Genomic DNA, 17,261 nt, shown 5'->3' on the forward strand with positions numbered 1-17,261 from the left:
ATTCCTTGGCTCCCGGAACGGATCAGCAATGGCATCGACTTCGCAGCAGCAGCAGCAACTACAGGCCACCCGGGCCGCCCAAAAGGCGGCCGATGCAGCGGAGAAACGCGAACGCCTGAAACGTGCCCTGCCCGCCACGGTCGAGCTGCTGCAAAGCCGCCAGGCCGATCGCATCGACGATCGCGACATCGACGCCTATGTCGATCTCAACTGGCTCGAATGGCATGGCGGCGGTTTGCGCCTCACCATCACCGGGCGCAACGTGTGCGCCCAGTCGGCCGCCACCGCGGTGGCCTGACACCCTCCTCCCCCAAAGAAAAACCGCCACAGTCTCCTGTGGCGGTTTTTGCATGTGCGGCGTACGCGGGGTGCGAAGGCTTACTGACCCGCGATGATCTGCGCGATGAGGCCGGTGGCAATGGCCGCGAGCACGTAGTCGCCGCCCACACCCACCCACTGGTAGCCGCGCGGCGGCTGCTGCAGGCGGTAGGCGCGCCAGTCGTTCACCACGTAGTTGCGGCCCCGGTACTCGGTCGGCACGCGGCCGCCGCGGCGCCATTCGGTGTGCGGCTGCGGGAAACCCCGGCGGTCGAACTGACGGCCGTCACGGAAGTCCTGGTCGCCGCGATAGCCGGCGTGGGGGCCGCGGTGCGAACGGTGATCGTCGCGCTGGTCATAACGACCGCCGCCAGGACGGTGGTCATCGCGCTGCTCGTAGCGCCCGCCGCCCGGGCGTTGGTCGTCGCCCCGGCGATCTTGCGCCAGCGCGCTGCCTGCTGCCAGGGACAGTGCGAGCGCCGCAACGGCGGCAGTGGTCAGGCGCTTGGTACGGAAGATCATCTGGAACTCCTTTGGTGTGTCTGTGATGACGCCTCCATTGTGTGCAGCGCATGTGTCTGCTTGCGATGCTTCAGGTCGCCGTCCGATGAAATACGGTAAGCGCAGGTATCCGCGCGGCGTGTTGTCCTGCACGCCCACGACGCATGTCACGCATTTCACGCAGGCGCGTAGCGGTTCACCACCATGCCGCAGTCGTAGGCGGTCGATCCGAGCAGGCGCAGCGCATGGCCATGGCGCGTGTCGTGGAACAACGAGCGGCCCGCGCCGACGGCCGTGGGGTTCACGAAGAACTGGAACTCGTCGACCAGCCCCGCCGACGTGAGCGACGACGCAAAGCCGACACCGCCGATGGTCAGGATGTCTTTGCCCGGCTGGCGCTTGAGCGCGTTCACCTCGTCGGCCATGGCGCCGCGTGCGATGTCGGTGCGCTCCCAGCGCGAGGCCTTCAGCTTGTTGGTGAGCACGACCTTGCGTGCGTCAATGACCCGCTGGGCAAAGGCGTAGTCGGGGTTCGCCGGAAAGCGCGTCGCCGCGCGGCCCCAGTGGTCGAGGTAGCCCTCTTCGATGATCTTGCGGCTCAGCAGGATCGTGTCGACGCCCGCGAACACGGCGTTGAAGTCGCGCTTGAGCGCCGCATCCCAGCGCCACCGGTCGCCCCACCCCCACAGCTGCCAGTCGAGATCGCCGTTGGCCGGCGACACATACCCGTCGACCGACATCTGCATTTGCACGATGAGCTTTCGCATCGGAGCCTCCTGAAAGTCGCTTGCGAAAACCGCTCTTGAAATGCAAGCAGTTTCAGTATTCTCAAACCGATGCGAAAATGCAAGCAGTTTCTTGAACCGGCGGAACCCCGATGGCCATCCAGCAGAAGTCCCTGTGCCCGATCAACCTCGCGCTCGAAGTCGTCGGCGACCGCTGGAGCCTGCTGATCGTTCGCGACCTGATGTTTGCGGACAAGCGGCACTTCCGCGAGTTCCTGCAGTCCGAGGAAGGCATCTCCTCGAACATCCTCACCGAGCGGCTGAACACGCTGGTCGAACACGGCGTGCTCAGCAAGACCGACGACCCCACGCACAAGCAGAAGGCGCTCTACAGCCTCACGCCGGTGGGCATCGACCTGCTGCCGGTGATCACGCAGCTCGGCATCTGGGGGCGCAAGCACCGGCCGGTGACGGCCGAGAGCGGCGCGCCCGCGGCCGCGCTGGAAAAGGGCGGGCCGGCGCTGCAGAAGAAGATGCGCGCCGCGCTGCGCAAGGCGCACCTGGGCGGCAGGTAAGGCCCTACCCGCCCACCGTGCTGTTCGCCGCGTCGGCACGCACGCGGCCTTGCGCCTCCAGCGCGTCCACCGGCGGCAAGTCGAGTTCGATCCACGCGCCGTGCGCGCGTGCGAGGTCGAAGGTGCCGGTCGATTGCGGCCGGTCGGTGTGCAGCACCAGCGCGTAAGGGCCTTCGCCGCGCACGGCGAGGCGCTGCGCGAGCGCGTCGCCGCCCAGCTCCGCCGCCGGCGCACGGTCGCGCGGCGACGACAGCACGAGCACGCTGCTTCCCAATGCGATCACCGCCACGCGCACCTGGCTGGCGGGCACGGCCACAGGCTCGCCGATGTGCGTGGCCGTGTCGTCGGACACGGTGCCCAGCAAGGCGCGGTAGCGCGCCAGCGTGGCGTCGAGGTCGCGCACGGCGATGGCCAGGCTGGCCACGCCGAGCACGCCGTTGGGATGCACGCGGGCGGCGCCCTCGGGCACGCGCAGGGCGCGCCGCGTGAGGTCGCCGCACAGGAACGGCAGGTCGGCCGACGGGGCGCGCGCGGTCTGCCAGCGCAGGTGTTCGCCGTCGGGACGCACGCGTCCGCCGTCGAGCGGGCCTTCGAGCACGAGGCCGCGCGCCTTCGCGTCGGCCACGGTGACGGCGGTGTCGCGCGGCAGCAAGGCGAAATCGACGATGCCTTCGCCGTGCCGCTGCAGCAACTGCCACCAGCGCTCGGCGGGCGCCGGTTCGCGCCATGCGATGAGTTCGAAGTAGCTGCCGTCGCTGAACACGACGAGCGCGTTGTGCGTGCTGCGGCCCGGATGGTCGCCGCCGCGCAGCACGTGGAAGCCGAGCGCGGCGTAGTCGGCGATGGCGCGTTCGAGGTCGTGCACGGCGATCACGACGTGGTCGAGGGTCAGGGGCATGGTGAAGGTCTTCCTCGCGGCAAAGGGGTCGTCGTGGTCAGGAGGCGGTGCGGGCGGCACCTTCGCCGCCCAGGTAGGCGTCGCGGATGCGCGCGTCGGCCAGCAGCGCGCGGGCCGGGCCCGAGAGCACGATGCGGCCCGTCTGCAGCACGTAGCCGTGGTGCGCGATCTGCAGCGCGAGGCTGGCGTTCTGCTCGACCATGAAGACCGAGACGCCCTGCGCGTTGATGCGCGCGATGAGCTCGAGCACCTTGTCGACGTACAGCGGCGACAGGCCCATGGTGGGCTCGTCCATGCACAGCAGCTGCGGCCGGCCCATGAGCGCGCGCGCCATGGCCACCATCTGCTGCTCGCCGCCCGAGAGCGTGCCGGCCAGGAAACCCAGGCGCTGCGCCACGCGCGGGAACAGCTCGAGCATGCGTTCCAGGTCGTCGGCCACGCCCGCGCGGTCGCGGCGCGCATAGGCGCCCATGAGCAGGTTCTCGCGCACGGTCATCGCGGGGAACAGGCGGCGTGCCTCGGGCACCGAGCCGATGCCCTTGCGGATGATCTGCGGCGTGCTCAGGCCGAGCGTCGACTCGCCGTTGAACGTGACTTCGCCCGAGCGCGGCTTGAGCAGGCCGAGCACGATCTTCATCGTGGTCGACTTGCCGCTGGCGTTGCCGCCGAGCAGGCTGACGATCTGGCCCTTGCGCACTTCGATGTCGAGGTCGAAGTGCGCCTGCACGGGGCCGTAGAAGCTGTTGACCTTCTGGAGCTGCAGCAGTGGCGGGACAGCGCCCACCGAAGCTTGCGCGATGGCGCGTTCAGGCAGATCGTCGTTTCTTCCCTCTCCCCAGAGGGAAGAAGGCGACAGGCCGGTGCGCGCGACGGTGGCGATCATGCGGGCACCGCTTCTTCCTGCGCTTCGCCGACCTGGCGATGGCCGAGGTAGGCCTCGATCACCGCGGGGTCATTGCGCACGTCGTCGGGCAGCCCTTCGGCGATCTTGCGGCCGTCGTCGAGCACGGCCACGCGGTCGGACAGCTGCATCACGAGGTCGAGCTTGTGCTCGATCAGCAGGATGGTCTGGCCGCGCGCCTTGAGGCCGCGAATGATCTCCAGCATCTCGGCCGTCTCGCTCTCGTTCATGCCGGCCGTGGGCTCGTCGAGCAGCAGCAGGCGCGGCCGCAGCGCGAGGGCGCGCGCGATCTCCACGCGGCGGCGGTTGGCGTACGAGAGGCTGTAGGCCGGATGGTCGGTGCGCGGCGTGAGCCGTTCGCCGAAGAGCGCGATGATCTCGCGCGCCTCGTCGCGCAGCGCTTCTTCCTCGCGCCGCACCGCCCCCGGCTGCACCAGCGCGAGCGCCAGCTCGGCCAGCGCGCCAAGGCCCGGCACACCGCCCACGCGCGGTTTCACGGCGCGCAGCCGCGTGTGGGCGCCGACCAGCACGTTGTCGAGCACCGAGAGGTTCGCAAACACGCGCCCGTGCTGGAAGGTGCGCGCGAGGCCGCGCTGCGCGAGCTGCTGCGCGGGCAGGCCGGTGATGTCGTGGCCGTCGAAGCGCACCTGCCCGGCGTCGGGCCTGTCGAGGCCGGTGACGAGGTTGAACAGCGTGGTCTTGCCGGCACCGTTCGGGCCGATCACGCTCAGCAGTTCGCCCTCGCCCACCTGCAGGTCGACGGCGTTGACGGCCGTGAGCCCGCCGAAGCGGCGCACAAGGCCTCGGACCTCAAGCAGCGACGGCATCGGCGACCTTCGCCTTCGAGTTCACGAGCTTCACCTCGGCGCGAATGGCCTGCGGGTTGCGCAGCAGATTGAGGATGGGGCAGTTGCGCTCCACCGCTTCGAACAGCGCGTCGATCTCTTCCCGGCTGGCGGGCGAATCGATGTGCACGGTGTAGCCGATCTCGTGCGGCCAGATCGGTGTCTGCTCGTGCCCCGGCTTGCCGCCGCGCGGGTCGATGACGCCGGTCACCTCGACCTCGAGGCTTTCGAGCGGCACCTGCCGTTCGGCCGCCTGAATCAGGAAGATGTGCGTGACGCAGGTGCCGAGCACGCCCAGCTGCAGCTCGGGCGAGCTCGGGCCGAGGTTGTAGCCCGCGAAATCGGGCGGGCTGTCGCTGATCACCTGGTGCTCGCGGATGCGCAGGCGGCGCACGCCGCTGCGGCCTTCGGCCCGCACGCTGGCCTTGAGCTGCGAGGGCTGCGCAGTGCCGGCCGCGACGGCGGCGTTGCGGGCCAGCACGGCGGTGCGTTTCTCGGCGAGGTAGTCGTTGAGGTGGCTCATGGTGTGTGGTTCTTTCAGACGGTGCCGAGCAGGCCTTGGGGACGGAAGCGAATCAACAGAAGCAGTGCCACGCCGTAGATCAGCATGCGGTACTCGGCCGTCACGCGGAACAGCTCGGGCAGGCTCACGAGCGCGACCGCACCCAGCAGTGCGCCGCTGATGTTCCCGAGCCCGCCGAGGATCACCATCGTGAGCGCGAGGATCGAGATCTGCGAGCCGAAGGTCTCGTGGTTGATGTACGAGTACATGTGCGCGGTGAAGGCCCCGCTCACGCCCGCCGCGAAGCCGCCGAAACCGAAGGCCAGCGCCTTGTAGCGGTCGGGGCTCACGCCGTAGGCGCGCGCGGCCACCTCGTCTTCGCGCACCGCACGGAAGGTGCGGCCCAGGTGCGAGCGCAAGAGGCGCCACTGCAGCAACGCCAGCAACACCAGTGCACCGAACGAGGCCCAGTAGATCGCCTCGTTCGACGACGCATCGCGGCCGAACAGCGACAGCGGCGGAATGCCCGACACGCCGATGGGCCCGCGCGTGAGGCTTTCCCAGTTGAGGATGGTCAGCGCCACGATCTCGCCGATGCCCAGCGTGGCGATCGACACGTAGTGCCCGCGCAGCCGGAAGGCCGGGAAGATCAGCGCCGTGCCGATCAGCGAGGTGAGCACGCCCGCGACCACGATGCCCGTGCCCACGGGCAGGTGCAGGTCGAGCACCAGCAGCGACGAGGCGTACGCGCCGATGGCCAGCAGCCCCGCGTGGCCCAGCGAGATCTGGCCGATGGTGCCGGCCACCAGCGTGAGGCTCAGGGCAAGCGCACCGTAGAGCCACGCGTTGGTGAGCGTCTGCAGCACGTAGGGCGACGGATCGAACAGCGGCAGCAGCACGGCCGCGGCGAACAGCGCGAGCAACAGGCGCGGCGGCACGCGCCACGGCTTGCTCGGTGCGATGAAAGTGCCGGTGAGCGGCTCGGGCGGCAGCGCACGCTGGCGGCCGAAGAGGCCGTTGGGCTTCCACACCAGGATGACCAGCAGCAGTGCAAACGCAAACAGGTTGCGGTACGGCGTGCCTAGAATGGCCACGCCGTAGCTTTCGATGAGCCCCAGCAGCAGGCTGCCGACGATGGCGCCGGGCACATTGCCCACGCCGCCGACCACTGTGGCCACCACACCCTTGAGCGTGGCCTGGAAGCTCATCGCCGGGCTGATGTTGTTGTAGTACATGCCCACCAGCAGGCCCGAGAGCCCGCCCAGTGCGGCGGCGATGGCGAACACGGTCTGGTTCACGCGGTTCACGTCCACGCCCATCTGCTGCGCGGCGTCGCGGTCCTGCGCGGTGGCGCGCACGGCCCAGCCGAGCTTCGTGAAACGCAGGAAGCCGAACAGCACGGCCGCGCTCGCGATGCCGATGCCCGCGATCAGCAGGTCGAGCGCGCCGATGGTGCCGGTGCCGATCTGCAGGCGCCAGTCGGGCAGCTGCGTGGGCAGCGCGCGCGGGTCGGGGCTGAACACCAGCTGCACGAGGATGTCGAGCACGAAGCTGATGCCGATGGTGGCCAGCAGCGGCGCGATGCGCGCGGCGCCTTGCAACGGCCGCAATCCCACGCGCTCGATGAGCATGCCGAGCGCGCCCGAGCCGATCACCACCAGCGCGATGGTGACCGGCAGCGGCGTGTGCAGGTAGGTGATGCTCGCCCAGCCGATGTACGCGCCCACGGTGTAGACCGAGCCGTGCGCGAAGTTGATGAGGTGCGAGACGCCGAAGATCAGCGCGAGCCCGACCGCCAGCAACGCATAGATGTTGCCGATGATCAGGCCGTTGACCGTGTGGTCGAAGAAGGAGGTGAAGCTCATCTACTTGGCCGATGCCAGCGCCGCCGCCTTCTCGTCGATCTGCGCCCACTTGCCGTCCTTCACCACCAGGTTGACGCTCTTCACGCCGATCACGCGGCGCGTCTGCGCATCGAAGGTGGCCTTGCCGAAGATGACGCTGGGCACGTCCTTGATCTTGTAGAACGCATCGCGCACGGCCTTGCGGTCGGCCTTAGGGCCGGCTTCGCGCAGCGCGGCGGCGGCGTACACCACGGCGTCGTAGGCATAGGCGTTGAAGGCGTCGGGCTCCTTGCTGTACTTGGCGCGGAAGCTCTTCACGAAGGCCTGCACTTCGGTGCGCGGCTCTTCGGGGAAGAAGGCGGTGTTGGTGTGGATGCCGTTCACGGCCGCGCCGCCGAGCTCGATGAACTTGGGCGAGTACACCGAGCCCACGGCGGCGATGGGCTGCTTCAGGCCCACGCTGCGCACCTGGCCCGCGATGAGCGCGCCGTCGGGGTAGTACGAGATGAGCACCAGCCCGTCAGGGTTGGCGTCGCGCACGCGCACCAGGGTCGAGCGGAAGTCCTTCTCGTCGGGCTGGTAACCCTCGGCAATGGCCAGCTGCGCGCCGCGCTCCTGCGCGGCCTTCACGAGCACGTCCTTGCTGGTGCGGCCCCAGTCGGTGTTCAGGAAGAGCACGGCGATGCGCTTGAAGCCCAGCGTCTTCACGGCCAAGTCGGCCAGCAGCGGCTGCGCATCGGCCTGGCTGATCGACGGACTCCAGATGTAGTCGCCGCCCTTGGTGAAGTCGGGGTGCGAGTTGGTGAAGCCCAGCTGCACGAGGCCCGCGCGCTGGTAGATGGGCGAGGCGGCCATCGAGGCGGGGCTGGAGAAGTCGCCCAGTTCGATGAGCACGCGCTTGTCGTTCACGAGCTTCTGCGCGATGGCGACGGACTGGCGCGGGTCGCTCTGGCTGTCCTCGAAGTTGTAGGCCAGCGGCCGGCCGTGGATGCCGCCCTGCGCGTTGATGTGCTCCAGCGCAAGGTCGAAGCCGGCCTTCCACTGCGCGCCGTACTGCGCGTTCTGTCCGGTGAGCGGACCGCTCACGCCGAACCACACGGGCTCGCCGCTGGCGGGCGCAGCCCAGGCCGCGAGCGGTGCGGTGAGCAAGGCGGCGGACAGTGCGACCGCATGGCGCAGGAAACGATGGCGGGTGAACAGCGGCGGCAGCATGGCGTCGGACCTCGGTGGCAGTGAAGGGATGTGCAGGGCCGCGATTCTTCGCCGCTGTCCCCGTGCCGGGAAGGAACGAAAACGGAGAGGCTTATGCGCTTTCCGAGCAAGCGAAGGGGCAAGCGCCAACGGCCGCGCGGCCTCGTTTAAGCTGCGCGCCACATGAAGCGACGCCACCTCCTCCAGATGCTCGCCGGCGTGCCGGCCTCCGCCCTGCTGCTCTCCGCATGCGGCAAACGAAAGGCCTCAGCCAACGCGTTGAAGCCCGATGCCCGCGTGCTGGCGCTGGGCGACAGCCTGACCTTCGGCTACGGCGCATCGCCCGAGACGGCGTGGCCCGCGAAGCTGGGCGAGCTCACGGGCTGGCAGGTCGAGAACGCGGGCGTCAACGGCGACACCTCGGCGGGTGCACTGGAGCGCCTGCCCGCGCTGCTGTCCGCCGGCAGCTACGACGCGATCCTGATCGGCATCGGCGGCAACGACATGCTGCGCGGCGTGTCGCCCGCCAGCACGCGCGAGAACCTTGCGGCATTGATCGAGCAGGCGCGCGCGCACACCTCGCATGTGGCGGTGCTGGCCACGCCGGCGCCCGATGCGATGCGCGCGGTGGTCGGCTCGCTCAGCGACGCGCCGTTCTACGAAGAGGTCGTGGCGAAGTCGGGGCAGGCGCTGCTGGTTGCGGGTGTGTATTCGAGCGTGCTGTCGGACGCGGCCCTGCGCTCGGACCGCATCCATGCGAACGCGAAGGGCTACGCCAAGGTGGCGGAGCAACTCGCCGAGCAGCTCAAGGCTGCGGGCTGGCGCTGATCAATCAGACGGCTTGCTGCTGCGCCCGCAGCAGGTCGACGTAGGCACCCTGCACCAGCTGGTCTTCAGCCACGCCGAGCCGGGCCATGAGCGCATGGGCTTCGGCCACGCCGGCGTCGGCGGACTCGCCCTCTTGCAGCACCACTTCAAGTTCGAGAAATTCACCGAGCCCTTCGACGCGGTCGAGGTGCACGCGCGTGCGGCCCGCGAGGAACAGGCGGCGCTGCTTGCGCACGCGGCCGGCCTGGCCCCAGGCGAGCGCGAGCGATTCGCGCAGCGCGTCGGGCGTGGCGGTGGGCGTGATCAGGTAGAACGATTCCTTCGGGCCGGTGCTGTCGGCGCGGCGGTAGAAGATGAGCTCGCCGCGGTCGGGCGCGAAGGTGCGCAGCTTGAGGCGGTCGGCGCTGTGTTCGCAGCGGAAGAAGGTGTCGTCTTGCGCGATCTCGATGGGGCCCTGGTCGGCGAGTGTCGCGACGATGGTTGCGATGCGGTCGACGCTGTCGATGCGGGCCTTGATCTCTATGTTTCTGGCCATGTCTTCTCGTTTTCTTGAGGCTGGGTTCGGGGCGCGTGCACAGGACACTGGGTACTTCCCTCCGCGAATGTCCCCCGGCCTACGGCCTCCTCCTTGATTTCGCTGCGGGAAGCACCCAGTGTCCTGCGCCCGCTGAGCGCTGTCGTTGTGCCGGTCGATCAACGACTGCACTGCCCAACGCTCACGCCGATGCGGTGCCTTGCGCAGCGAAATCAAGGGGGAGCCCGAAGGGCGGAGGACATTCGCGGAGCAAGGTACCGCGTCGGCGGGAGCGACGCCCTGAACAACAACTCAGCAACAGCGAATCAAGGCGCGTTGCCCTGCGGCCCCACAGGCGGTGGCGCCGCGCGCCCACTCGAGCCCGGCGCCAGCTTGCGTCCGAAAGCTTCGCCCACGTTGCGCACGGGCCGGCTGGCCTTTTCCGACACGTTGCTCACGCCGCGCCGCGTGGCCGCATCGGCGCGGTTGACGCCGCGGCCGGCGGCGTTGGTGCCGCGCTGCACGCTGCCCACGACCTTGCCGCTGCGCGAGGGCGACTTGATCGTGTGGGCGCGTTGGGCCTGGGGCGGGTTGTCGGCGCTCTGCGCCTGCGCGGTGACGGGCAGCCAGAGCGCGGCGGCGATGGCGGCGAGCGATGCGGTGGTGATGTGAAGCTTCTTCATGGCGTCGTCCCGTGGGAGTGGTCTTCGGATTCGGCGGCGGCCGCGCGGGCCATGCGCTCGCTCTTCCAGTACACGTCGTCGCCGCCGTTCATGCGGTTGAGCACACGCGCGAGCACGAAGAGCAGGTCGCTGAGCCGGTTGAGGTACTGGCGCGGCGCGTCGTTGAGTTCGGTGGTGGCGCCCAGCGACACCACCGCGCGCTCGGCACGCCGCGCCACGGTGCGGCACACGTGCGCGAGCGAGGCGGCGCGCGTGCCGGCGGGCAGGATGAATTCGGCCAGACGCGGCAAGGCGGCGTTGTGGTCGGCCAGTGCGTTGTCGATCTGCAGCAGCGCCTCGGGCTTGAGCAGCGTGAAACCGGGCATCGAGAGTTCACCGCCGAGGTTGAAGAGCTGGTGCTGCACATCGACCAGCAGCTCGCGCACGGGCTCTGGCAGCGGTTCGCACAGCAGCACGCCGATGTGCGAGTTGAGTTCGTCCACGTCGCCCATCGCGTGCACGCGCAGGTGGTCCTTGGGCACGCGGGTGTTGTCGCCCAGGCCGGTGGTGCCGTCATCGCCGGTGCGGGTGGCGATCTGGGAAAGTCGGTTGCCCATGGGCGCTCCTCGGTTCAGGTCGAAGGGCCGGCGGCGTCGATCTTGCCGGCCAGCCATTGCAGTCCGGCCAGATGCTGCTGGTCGTGGCTGCACAGGTAGTGGATGAGGCTGCGCATCGTGAGCGGGCCGTAGCCCTCGAACACGGCGGTGCGCGCGAGCTGCGCGTCGCTCAGCTGCGTGATGATTTCCATCGTCTGCACGCGCGCCAGGCGGAACTCGGCGAGCACCGTCGCCGCGTCGGCCGCGCCGTAGTGGCGTTCGATGGCCAGCGGCTCGCTGTCGATCGATGCGAGCGTCGGATGGGTCTCGGCGAGCGTGCGGCGAAAGCGCACGTGGTAACCCTCGATCTCGATGTCGCGCACATGGCACAGCTGCTCGATGGCGGTGAAGGCTTCGCTGGGCACGCCTTCCCACGACGGCGGCGCCCAATGCCGGAAGGCTTCGGGAATGACCGCGTAGTGGGCCTCCAGTTGCGAAGGAAAGGCCGCGAGTGCGTTGAATGTCGTGGGGTTCATGTTTTTTTCCGAAGCGCATTATGGTGCTCGCTCCTTAAAATAATCGCCGATCCCCGACCCCATTCCCCTTCAGGAGACAGCCTCGATGAACGCCCCGACCTCCACCTCGCACCTGATGCCGGCGCTTCATCTGCGCGACGTCCCCGCCAGCCTTCTCGAAGGGCTGAAGACACGTTTTGGTGACAACTGTTCCACGTCGATGGCGGTGCGCACGCAGCACGGGCGCGACGAGTCGTCCTTCGATGCGCCACCGCCTTCGGCCGTGGTGTTCGCCGAGAGCACGCAGGACGTGGCCGATGCCGTGAAGCTCGCCAGCGAGCACAGCGTGCCGGTCATCCCCTTCGGTGCAGGCTCTTCGCTCGAAGGCCACCTGCTTGCCGTGCAAGGCGGCATCAGCATCGACGTGTCGCGCATGAACAAGGTGCTGTCGATCAACGCCGACGACCTCACGGTGACGGTGCAGCCGGGCGTCACGCGCAAGCAGCTCAACGAAGAGATCAAGAGCACGGGCCTGTTCTTCCCCATCGACCCGGGCGCCGACGCCTCCATCGGCGGCATGACGGCCACGCGCGCCAGCGGCACGAACGCGGTGCGCTACGGCACGATGCGCGAGAACGTGCTGGCGCTCGAAGTGGTCACGGCCAGCGGCGACATCATCCGCACCGGCACGCGCGCCAAGAAGTCGTCGGCCGGCTACGACCTCACGCGCCTCATGGTGGGCAGCGAAGGCACGCTGGGCGTGGTGACCGAGGTCACGCTGCGCATCTACCCGCTGCCCGAGGCGGTGTCGGCGGCGATCTGCTCGTTCCCGAGCATCGAGGCCGCGGTGCGCACCACCATCGAGACCATCCAGCTGGGCGTGCCGATCGCGCGCGTGGAACTGATCGACGTGAACACGGTGCGCATGGTGAACGCCTACGCCAAGCTCAACCTGCGTGAAGAGCCGATGCTGCTGATGGAATTCCACGGCTCGCCCGCCGGCGTGAAGGAGCAGGCCGAGACGGTGCAGGAACTCGCAAGCGGCCACGGCGGCAACGCCTTCGAGTGGGCCAGCACGCCGGAAGAGCGCACCCGCCTGTGGACCGCGCGGCACAACAGCTACTTCGCGGCCGTGCAGTCGCGCCCGGGCTGCCGCGTGATCTCGACCGATACCTGCGTGCCGATCTCGCGCCTGGCCGACTGCCTGCTCGACTCGGTGGCCGAAGCCGATGCCAGCGGCATCCCCTACTTCCTCGTCGGCCACGTGGGCGACGGCAACTTCCACTTCGGCTACCTGCTCGACCCGAACATCCCCGAAGAGCGCGTGAAGGCCGAAGAGTTGAACCACGCGCTGGTGAGCCGCGCGCTGGCGCTCGAAGGCACCTGCACGGGCGAGCACGGCGTCGGGCTGCACAAGATGGACTTCCTGGTGACCGAAGCCGGCGTGGGCGCGATCGACATGATGCGCACGATCAAGCGCGCGCTCGATCCGAAGAACATCATGAACCCGGGCAAGATCTTCAGCCTCTGACCCCTCGCGATCACGCATCAATGAAAAAGCCCGACGGCTCGCAAGAGCGCCGGGCTTTTTTCGTGGCCCGAAGGCCCGCGTTGTTTACTTGCGGCGGCGCGCCGGCGCCTGCTCCGGCGGCACGTAGGTCTGCGACGGTGCCGCACCGCCGTCCACGCCCAGGCGGCCGCCGCCACCCAGGCCCTGCCCGCGCACGGTCTGCGCCTTGTAGTTGCGCAGCGAACGAACCATCTGGTTGAAGGCGTCCATGAAGGCTGCGGCAATCACCTTGCCCTGCGCGGTGTTCGTGTAGCCACCGAGGCCACCGGCACCGCTGCGACCGGCCAGGCCGCCGAAGGCGCCGAAGTCGGTCTTGGAGGCGCTGCCTTCGGCTGCTGCAACCTGCACGCCCGAGCGGTTGTCGATGAGCGTCAACAGCGCGCTGGCTTCCTTGGTCTGCATGCTGCCGCCGACGGCCGCGATGGCACGGCCACGGCCGCCGCCCACGAGGCCGCCGAGCGCGCCGCCGATGCCGCCTGCATCGCTGTTGCTGAACACGATCTCGGGCGACAGGCCGTAGTCGGACGCCACCATCTGGCCACGGCCGAAGTTGCTGCCGCCGCGCATCTCACCCGACTGCTGCAGCGCGCGTTCACGCGTCATCGCGTTCATGCCGGCGGCACCGCGCTCGACCACGATGAAGCAGTTCGACTGCTGCACCAGCAAACGCAACAGATTTGCAGTAGGCGGCAGGCGGTACTCGCCCGTGAGGATCGTGTACCAGCCGGCGTTGACGTTCTCGACCAGCGACACGGTGCCCAGTGGCGATTCGCAGCGCTCGAGCTGGCTGCTCTCGCCCGAGGTGGCACCGCCCGCAGCGCTGCCGGTGGCCATGGTCTTGGCCGATTGGCTGCCCATCTGCATGTCGGTGGTGGCGCAGCCCGTGAGCAGCAGCGCGCCGACGACGACTGCGGCGAGTGGGAACTTGGTGGCGAAGAACGGCATGGTGGACTCCCTCGTTTCGATGGTGGTGGTCTTGCAGGGCTGAAAGAAAAACCGCGATCGAGGATACGCGCAAAGGATTGCAGGAATCAATCAAACGAACGCTGGGGTCCGTCTTCGCAACACAGGTCGAACTAGGCCGTTCGGCGGATGCGCTCGATGAGTCCGTTGAGTGCTTCGATGGAGCCGAAGTGGATCGCCAGCTCGCCGCTTTCGCCGCGCTTCGTGCGCTTCTTGATGCGCACCTCGACCTCGGCCGTCAGCAGGTCGGCCAGCTCTTCTTCCACGCGCTGCAGGTCGCGCGACTTCTCGCCGGCATTGCCGCGCCGCGAGGGCGTGAGCGTGAACTCGGCCGCGAGCTTCTTCACCAGCGCCTCGGCCTCGCGCACCGACATCTTCTTGGCGGCGATCTGGTTGGCGGCGGTGATCTGTGTGCCGCGGTCGAGCGACAGCAGCGCGCGTGCGTGGCCCATGTCGATGTCGCCGGCCATCAGCATCAGCTGCGCGGGCTCGGCCAGGTTCAGCAGGCGCAGCAGGTTGCTGGCGGCACTGCGCGAACGGCCGACGGCCTGGGCCGCCATTTCGTGAGTGAGCCCAAACTCGGTCACCAGGCGTTGCAGGCCTTGGGCTTCTTCCAGCGGGTTGAGGTCTTCGCGCTGGATGTTCTCGATGAGCGACATGGCCGCGGCGGCCTCGTTGGGCACGTCGCGCACCAGCACCGGCACGGTGTCCAGGCCGGCGAGCCGGGCGGCACGGAAGCGCCGCTCGCCCGCGATGATTTCGTACTCGGCGTTCTTGGCCGCGGCCGATTCGGCATCGAGCCGGCGCACCAGGATCGGCTGCATGATGCCCTGCACCTTGATGCTCTCGGCCAGCTCGTAGAGCGCGCCCTCGTCCATGCGGGTGCGCGGCTGGTAGACGCCGGCCACCATCTGGTCGAGCTTCAGGGTGTTGGGGTTCTGCGGTGCACCGCCCTCTTCCGTGGCGCGGTCGCCGCCATTGCCGAGCGGATCGGCGGAGGGTGCGGCCGTCGGGCCGAGCAGCGCTTCGAGGCCGCGGCCCAGGCCCTTGGGTTTCTTGGTCGCCATCAGTGCGTGTCTTTCGAGAGGTCGTTCAGGAGTTGCCGGCCTTCGGGCCAGTCGCCCAGGCCGGATTCGGCGTTCAGGTGGCCGCCGGTGCCGGCGTCGATGAAGCGTGCGCCCCAGTCGCTGGCCAGCTGCTTCGAGCGCGAGGCTTCGCAGTACGGGTCGTCGTTGGCGGCGATGAGCACGGCCGGAAACGGCAGCGGCTGGCGCACGATGGGCGCCCAGCCGGGAATCAGTTGGCGCAGGTCGTCGCGCTCCAGGTCGCCAGGGGCCACCAGCAGCGCGCCGCGCACCTTGTGCGTGTTGCGCGAATGGGCCGCCCAGGCGGCGGTGAGGATGCAGCCGAGGCTGTGCGCAGCCAGCACCACTTGGCCCGGCGCGGCCAGGACTTCTTCTTCGAGGCGGATCGACCAGTCGCCGCGCAGCGGGCGCATCCACTCGTGCTGGTCGACGCGGTGGTCGCCGTAGACCGACTCCCAGCGGGTCTGCCAATGGCCGGGGCCGCTGTTCTGCCATCCGGGCAGCAGCAGGATGCGGGGTTCACTCATGGCTGGTTGCTACGAACTTGATAGCGCCTGCCGCCCTTTGGGCGGGCGTCAGACGGGGTTTGGGTCGGTGTCGGCGACGGAAGCGGAAGGCGCAGCGGCCAGCACATCGTCGGGAATCGGCAGGTCGGGCACCACGCGCGGCGCCGGCGTGACCGGCGGCGCCACCGCACCGGAGGCAAAGGCGCTCGCGGGCGGCATCTTGGCGACCAGCTCTTCCGCGAAGGCGATGAAGGCCTGGCTGCCGCGGGCGGCCGGGTCGAACACCACGCCCGGCAGGCCGTAGCTCGGTGCTTCGGCCAGGCGCACATTGCGCGGGATCACGGTGTCGAACACCTTGTCGCCAAAGTGGGACTTGAGCTGCTCGCTCACCTGCTGCTGCAGCGTGATGCGCGGATCGAACATCACACGCAGCAGGCCGATGATCTGCAGGTTCTTGTTGAGGTTGGCGTGCACCTGCTTGATGGTGTTGACCAGGTCCGTGAGCCCTTCGAGCGCAAAGTACTCGCACTGCATCGGCACGATCACGCCATGGGCGGCGCACAGGCCGTTGAGCGTCAGCAGGCTCAGGCTCGGCGGGCAGTCGATCAGCACGAAGTCGTACTCGGCGCCGACCGCGGCCAGTGCGGTGCGCAGGCGTTTTTCGCGGCGGTCGAGCGCCACCATTTCGACTTCGGCGCCGGCCAGCTCACGGTTGGCGCCCAGCACGTCGTAGCTGGCTTCGGCCTCCACGAGCTTGTCGGACTTCACCCGCGCCTCGGCCACCGAGGCCGACTCGAGCAGCACGTCGTACACCGTGAGCTCCAGTTGGCGCTTGTCGATGCCCGAGCCCATGGTGGCGTTGCCCTGGGGATCGAGGTCGATCATCAGCACGCGCTGGCCCACCTTGGCCAGGCCGGCGGCGAGATTGACAGTGGTGGTGGTCTTGCCGACGCCGCCCTTCTGGTTGGCGATGCAGAAAATCTTGGCCATGTGTCGTCAGTGCGGGTCGTCGGGGTCGGTCAGCGCGAGATCGCGAGCTTGATGCCGAAGGCGATCAAGAAGGTGCCGGCCAGCTTTTCGAGCACGCCGGAAATGCGGGGATTGGCGCGGATGCGCTCGGCCAGGAAGTGCGTGAGCAGCGTCGAGGTCAGGCCGTACAGGAAGGTCAACACGGCGATGGTCACGGCCATGGCGCCGAAGGTGACGACGCCCTGGTGGCGCGCCGGATCGACGAACAGCGGGAAGAAGGCCATGTAGAACACGATCGCCTTGGGGTTCAGCAAGGTGATCATCAAGGTCTGACGCAGGAAATGGCTCGGGCGGATGTTCAGGATCGGCGCCGCGCCGGGCTTGGCCAGGAGCATCTTGAAGCCGAGCCACGCCAGGTAGGCGGCGCCCAACCACTGCACCGCCTTGAAGGCGGCCGGGTACGCAGCCAGCACGGCGGACACGCCCGCCACCGCCGCCCACATCAGGACCTGGTCTCCCAGGATCACGCCGAAGGTCGCTGCCAGGCCGCCGCGGATGCCACCTTTGCTGGTCGAGGTGATCAGCGCCAGATTGCCCGGGCCGGGAATCAGAAGGAACAGGACGATGGCGGCGACGAATGCGCCGTAGTCAGCGATGCCGAACATGGGATTTGCCTCGAAAAAGAGAGCCAGGGGGAGGCTTCGAGTCTAAGGCAGGCCAGCGCCGGGAAGATTGCTCCGGCACCGGCTTTTG

General features: G+C 68.6%; 21 protein-coding genes. 4 read left to right on the forward strand and 17 right to left on the reverse strand.

Annotated elements, in window-relative coordinates; all coding sequences use genetic code 11:
• The first annotated feature begins 28 nt into the window (after positions 1-28).
• Entirely contained in the window at positions 29-298 is a 270-nt protein-coding gene (locus AC07Q9_RS17215) for a hypothetical protein (protein ID WP_070061423.1), read from the forward strand.
• An 80-nt stretch (positions 299-378) separates the two neighbouring features.
• Here AC07Q9_RS17215 and AC07Q9_RS17220 read toward each other — a convergent pair whose 3' ends face one another.
• Together AC07Q9_RS17220 and AC07Q9_RS17225 are read right to left on the reverse strand one after the other, a co-directional pair.
• Positions 379-840: an RcnB family protein gene (locus AC07Q9_RS17220; protein ID WP_489062286.1), complete on the reverse strand. Its 462-nt coding sequence runs from the start codon at positions 838-840 to the stop codon at positions 379-381.
• A gap of 155 nt (positions 841-995) precedes the next feature.
• Positions 996-1,586, reverse strand: coding sequence for a dihydrofolate reductase family protein (locus AC07Q9_RS17225; RefSeq protein ID WP_495310904.1), 591 nt, complete (start codon positions 1,584-1,586; stop codon positions 996-998).
• Between the two features lie 110 nt (positions 1,587-1,696).
• On the opposite strand from AC07Q9_RS17225, the gene AC07Q9_RS17230 reads away from it, so the two are divergent.
• Complete coding sequence (locus AC07Q9_RS17230) at positions 1,697-2,119, forward strand: winged helix-turn-helix transcriptional regulator (RefSeq protein ID WP_062473733.1); 423 nt, start codon at positions 1,697-1,699, stop codon at positions 2,117-2,119.
• A gap of 4 nt (positions 2,120-2,123) precedes the next feature.
• On the opposite strand, the gene AC07Q9_RS17235 is transcribed toward AC07Q9_RS17230, so the two are convergent.
• Genes AC07Q9_RS17235 through AC07Q9_RS17260 form a run of 6 tightly spaced genes read right to left on the reverse strand, consistent with a single transcriptional unit; the run spans position 2,124 to position 8,321 of the window.
• Positions 2,124-3,017 carry a VOC family protein gene (locus AC07Q9_RS17235; RefSeq protein WP_492730006.1) on the reverse strand — a complete coding sequence of 298 codons (894 nt, stop codon included), beginning with the start codon at positions 3,015-3,017 and terminating at the stop codon, positions 2,124-2,126.
• 37 nt (positions 3,018-3,054) lie between these two features.
• The gene (locus AC07Q9_RS17240; RefSeq protein WP_495310905.1) at positions 3,055-3,900 is read right to left on the reverse strand and encodes an ABC transporter ATP-binding protein; all 846 of its coding nucleotides are present in this window, start codon (positions 3,898-3,900) and stop codon (positions 3,055-3,057) included.
• Complete coding sequence (locus AC07Q9_RS17245; RefSeq protein ID WP_139704721.1) at positions 3,897-4,745, reverse strand: ABC transporter ATP-binding protein; 849 nt, start codon at positions 4,743-4,745, stop codon at positions 3,897-3,899. Before AC07Q9_RS17245 ends, AC07Q9_RS17240 begins: the two co-directional genes overlap by 4 nt.
• A complete protein-coding gene (locus tag AC07Q9_RS17250) occupies positions 4,729-5,286 on the reverse strand; it encodes an OsmC family protein (protein ID WP_489062294.1) in 558 nt (185 codons plus the stop codon). Before AC07Q9_RS17250 ends, AC07Q9_RS17245 begins: the two co-directional genes overlap by 17 nt.
• Before the next feature lie 14 nt (positions 5,287-5,300).
• Positions 5,301-7,130 carry an ABC transporter permease gene (locus tag AC07Q9_RS17255; protein ID WP_070061430.1) on the reverse strand — a complete coding sequence of 610 codons (1,830 nt, stop codon included), beginning with the start codon at positions 7,128-7,130 and terminating at the stop codon, positions 5,301-5,303.
• The gene (locus tag AC07Q9_RS17260; protein ID WP_495310907.1) at positions 7,131-8,321 is read right to left on the reverse strand and encodes an ABC transporter substrate-binding protein; all 1,191 of its coding nucleotides are present in this window, start codon (positions 8,319-8,321) and stop codon (positions 7,131-7,133) included.
• A gap of 162 nt (positions 8,322-8,483) precedes the next feature.
• Here AC07Q9_RS17260 and AC07Q9_RS17265 point away from each other — a divergent pair, with 162 nt between their 5' ends.
• The gene (locus AC07Q9_RS17265; protein WP_495310908.1) at positions 8,484-9,128 is read left to right on the forward strand and encodes a GDSL-type esterase/lipase family protein; all 645 of its coding nucleotides are present in this window, start codon (positions 8,484-8,486) and stop codon (positions 9,126-9,128) included.
• Between the two features lie 4 nt (positions 9,129-9,132).
• On the opposite strand, the gene AC07Q9_RS17270 is transcribed toward AC07Q9_RS17265, so the two are convergent.
• From AC07Q9_RS17270 to AC07Q9_RS17285, 4 genes are all read right to left on the reverse strand, one after another.
• Positions 9,133-9,663, reverse strand: coding sequence for a class IV adenylate cyclase (locus AC07Q9_RS17270; protein WP_495310909.1), 531 nt, complete (start codon positions 9,661-9,663; stop codon positions 9,133-9,135).
• A gap of 305 nt (positions 9,664-9,968) precedes the next feature.
• Positions 9,969-10,325 carry a hypothetical protein gene (locus AC07Q9_RS17275; RefSeq protein WP_495310910.1) on the reverse strand — a complete coding sequence of 119 codons (357 nt, stop codon included), beginning with the start codon at positions 10,323-10,325 and terminating at the stop codon, positions 9,969-9,971.
• Positions 10,322-10,921, reverse strand: coding sequence for a cob(I)yrinic acid a,c-diamide adenosyltransferase (locus AC07Q9_RS17280; RefSeq protein WP_495310911.1), 600 nt, complete (start codon positions 10,919-10,921; stop codon positions 10,322-10,324). The genes AC07Q9_RS17275 and AC07Q9_RS17280 overlap by 4 nt, the downstream gene beginning before the upstream one ends.
• A 14-nt stretch (positions 10,922-10,935) precedes the next feature.
• Positions 10,936-11,436, reverse strand: a complete 501-nt coding sequence (locus AC07Q9_RS17285; protein WP_495310912.1) for a DinB family protein — start codon at positions 11,434-11,436, stop codon at positions 10,936-10,938.
• Between the two features lie 85 nt (positions 11,437-11,521).
• Between AC07Q9_RS17285 and AC07Q9_RS17290 the strand changes: the two genes are divergently transcribed.
• Positions 11,522-12,946, forward strand: coding sequence for an FAD-binding oxidoreductase (locus AC07Q9_RS17290; protein WP_492683258.1), 1,425 nt, complete (start codon positions 11,522-11,524; stop codon positions 12,944-12,946).
• Between the two features lie 84 nt (positions 12,947-13,030).
• Here AC07Q9_RS17290 and AC07Q9_RS17295 read toward each other — a convergent pair whose 3' ends face one another.
• From AC07Q9_RS17295 to AC07Q9_RS17315, 5 genes are all read right to left on the reverse strand, one after another.
• Positions 13,031-13,930, reverse strand: a complete 900-nt coding sequence (locus tag AC07Q9_RS17295) for a CsgG/HfaB family protein (protein WP_495310913.1) — start codon at positions 13,928-13,930, stop codon at positions 13,031-13,033.
• 131 nt (positions 13,931-14,061) lie between these two features.
• On the reverse strand, positions 14,062-15,015 hold the full coding sequence (locus AC07Q9_RS17300; protein ID WP_062473760.1) for a ParB/RepB/Spo0J family partition protein: 954 nt from the start codon (positions 15,013-15,015) through the stop codon (positions 14,062-14,064).
• On the reverse strand, positions 15,015-15,560 hold the full coding sequence (locus tag AC07Q9_RS17305) for an RBBP9/YdeN family alpha/beta hydrolase (protein WP_495310914.1): 546 nt from the start codon (positions 15,558-15,560) through the stop codon (positions 15,015-15,017). Before AC07Q9_RS17305 ends, AC07Q9_RS17300 begins: the two co-directional genes overlap by 1 nt.
• A gap of 48 nt (positions 15,561-15,608) precedes the next feature.
• Complete coding sequence (locus tag AC07Q9_RS17310) at positions 15,609-16,529, reverse strand: ParA family protein (protein ID WP_495310915.1); 921 nt, start codon at positions 16,527-16,529, stop codon at positions 15,609-15,611.
• 29 nt (positions 16,530-16,558) lie between these two features.
• The gene (locus AC07Q9_RS17315; protein WP_495310916.1) at positions 16,559-17,173 is read right to left on the reverse strand and encodes a LysE family transporter; all 615 of its coding nucleotides are present in this window, start codon (positions 17,171-17,173) and stop codon (positions 16,559-16,561) included.
• Positions 17,174-17,261 lie beyond the last annotated feature (88 nt).

The sequence above is a fragment of the Variovorax sp. GW821-FHT09A10 genome, from assembly GCF_059418385.1.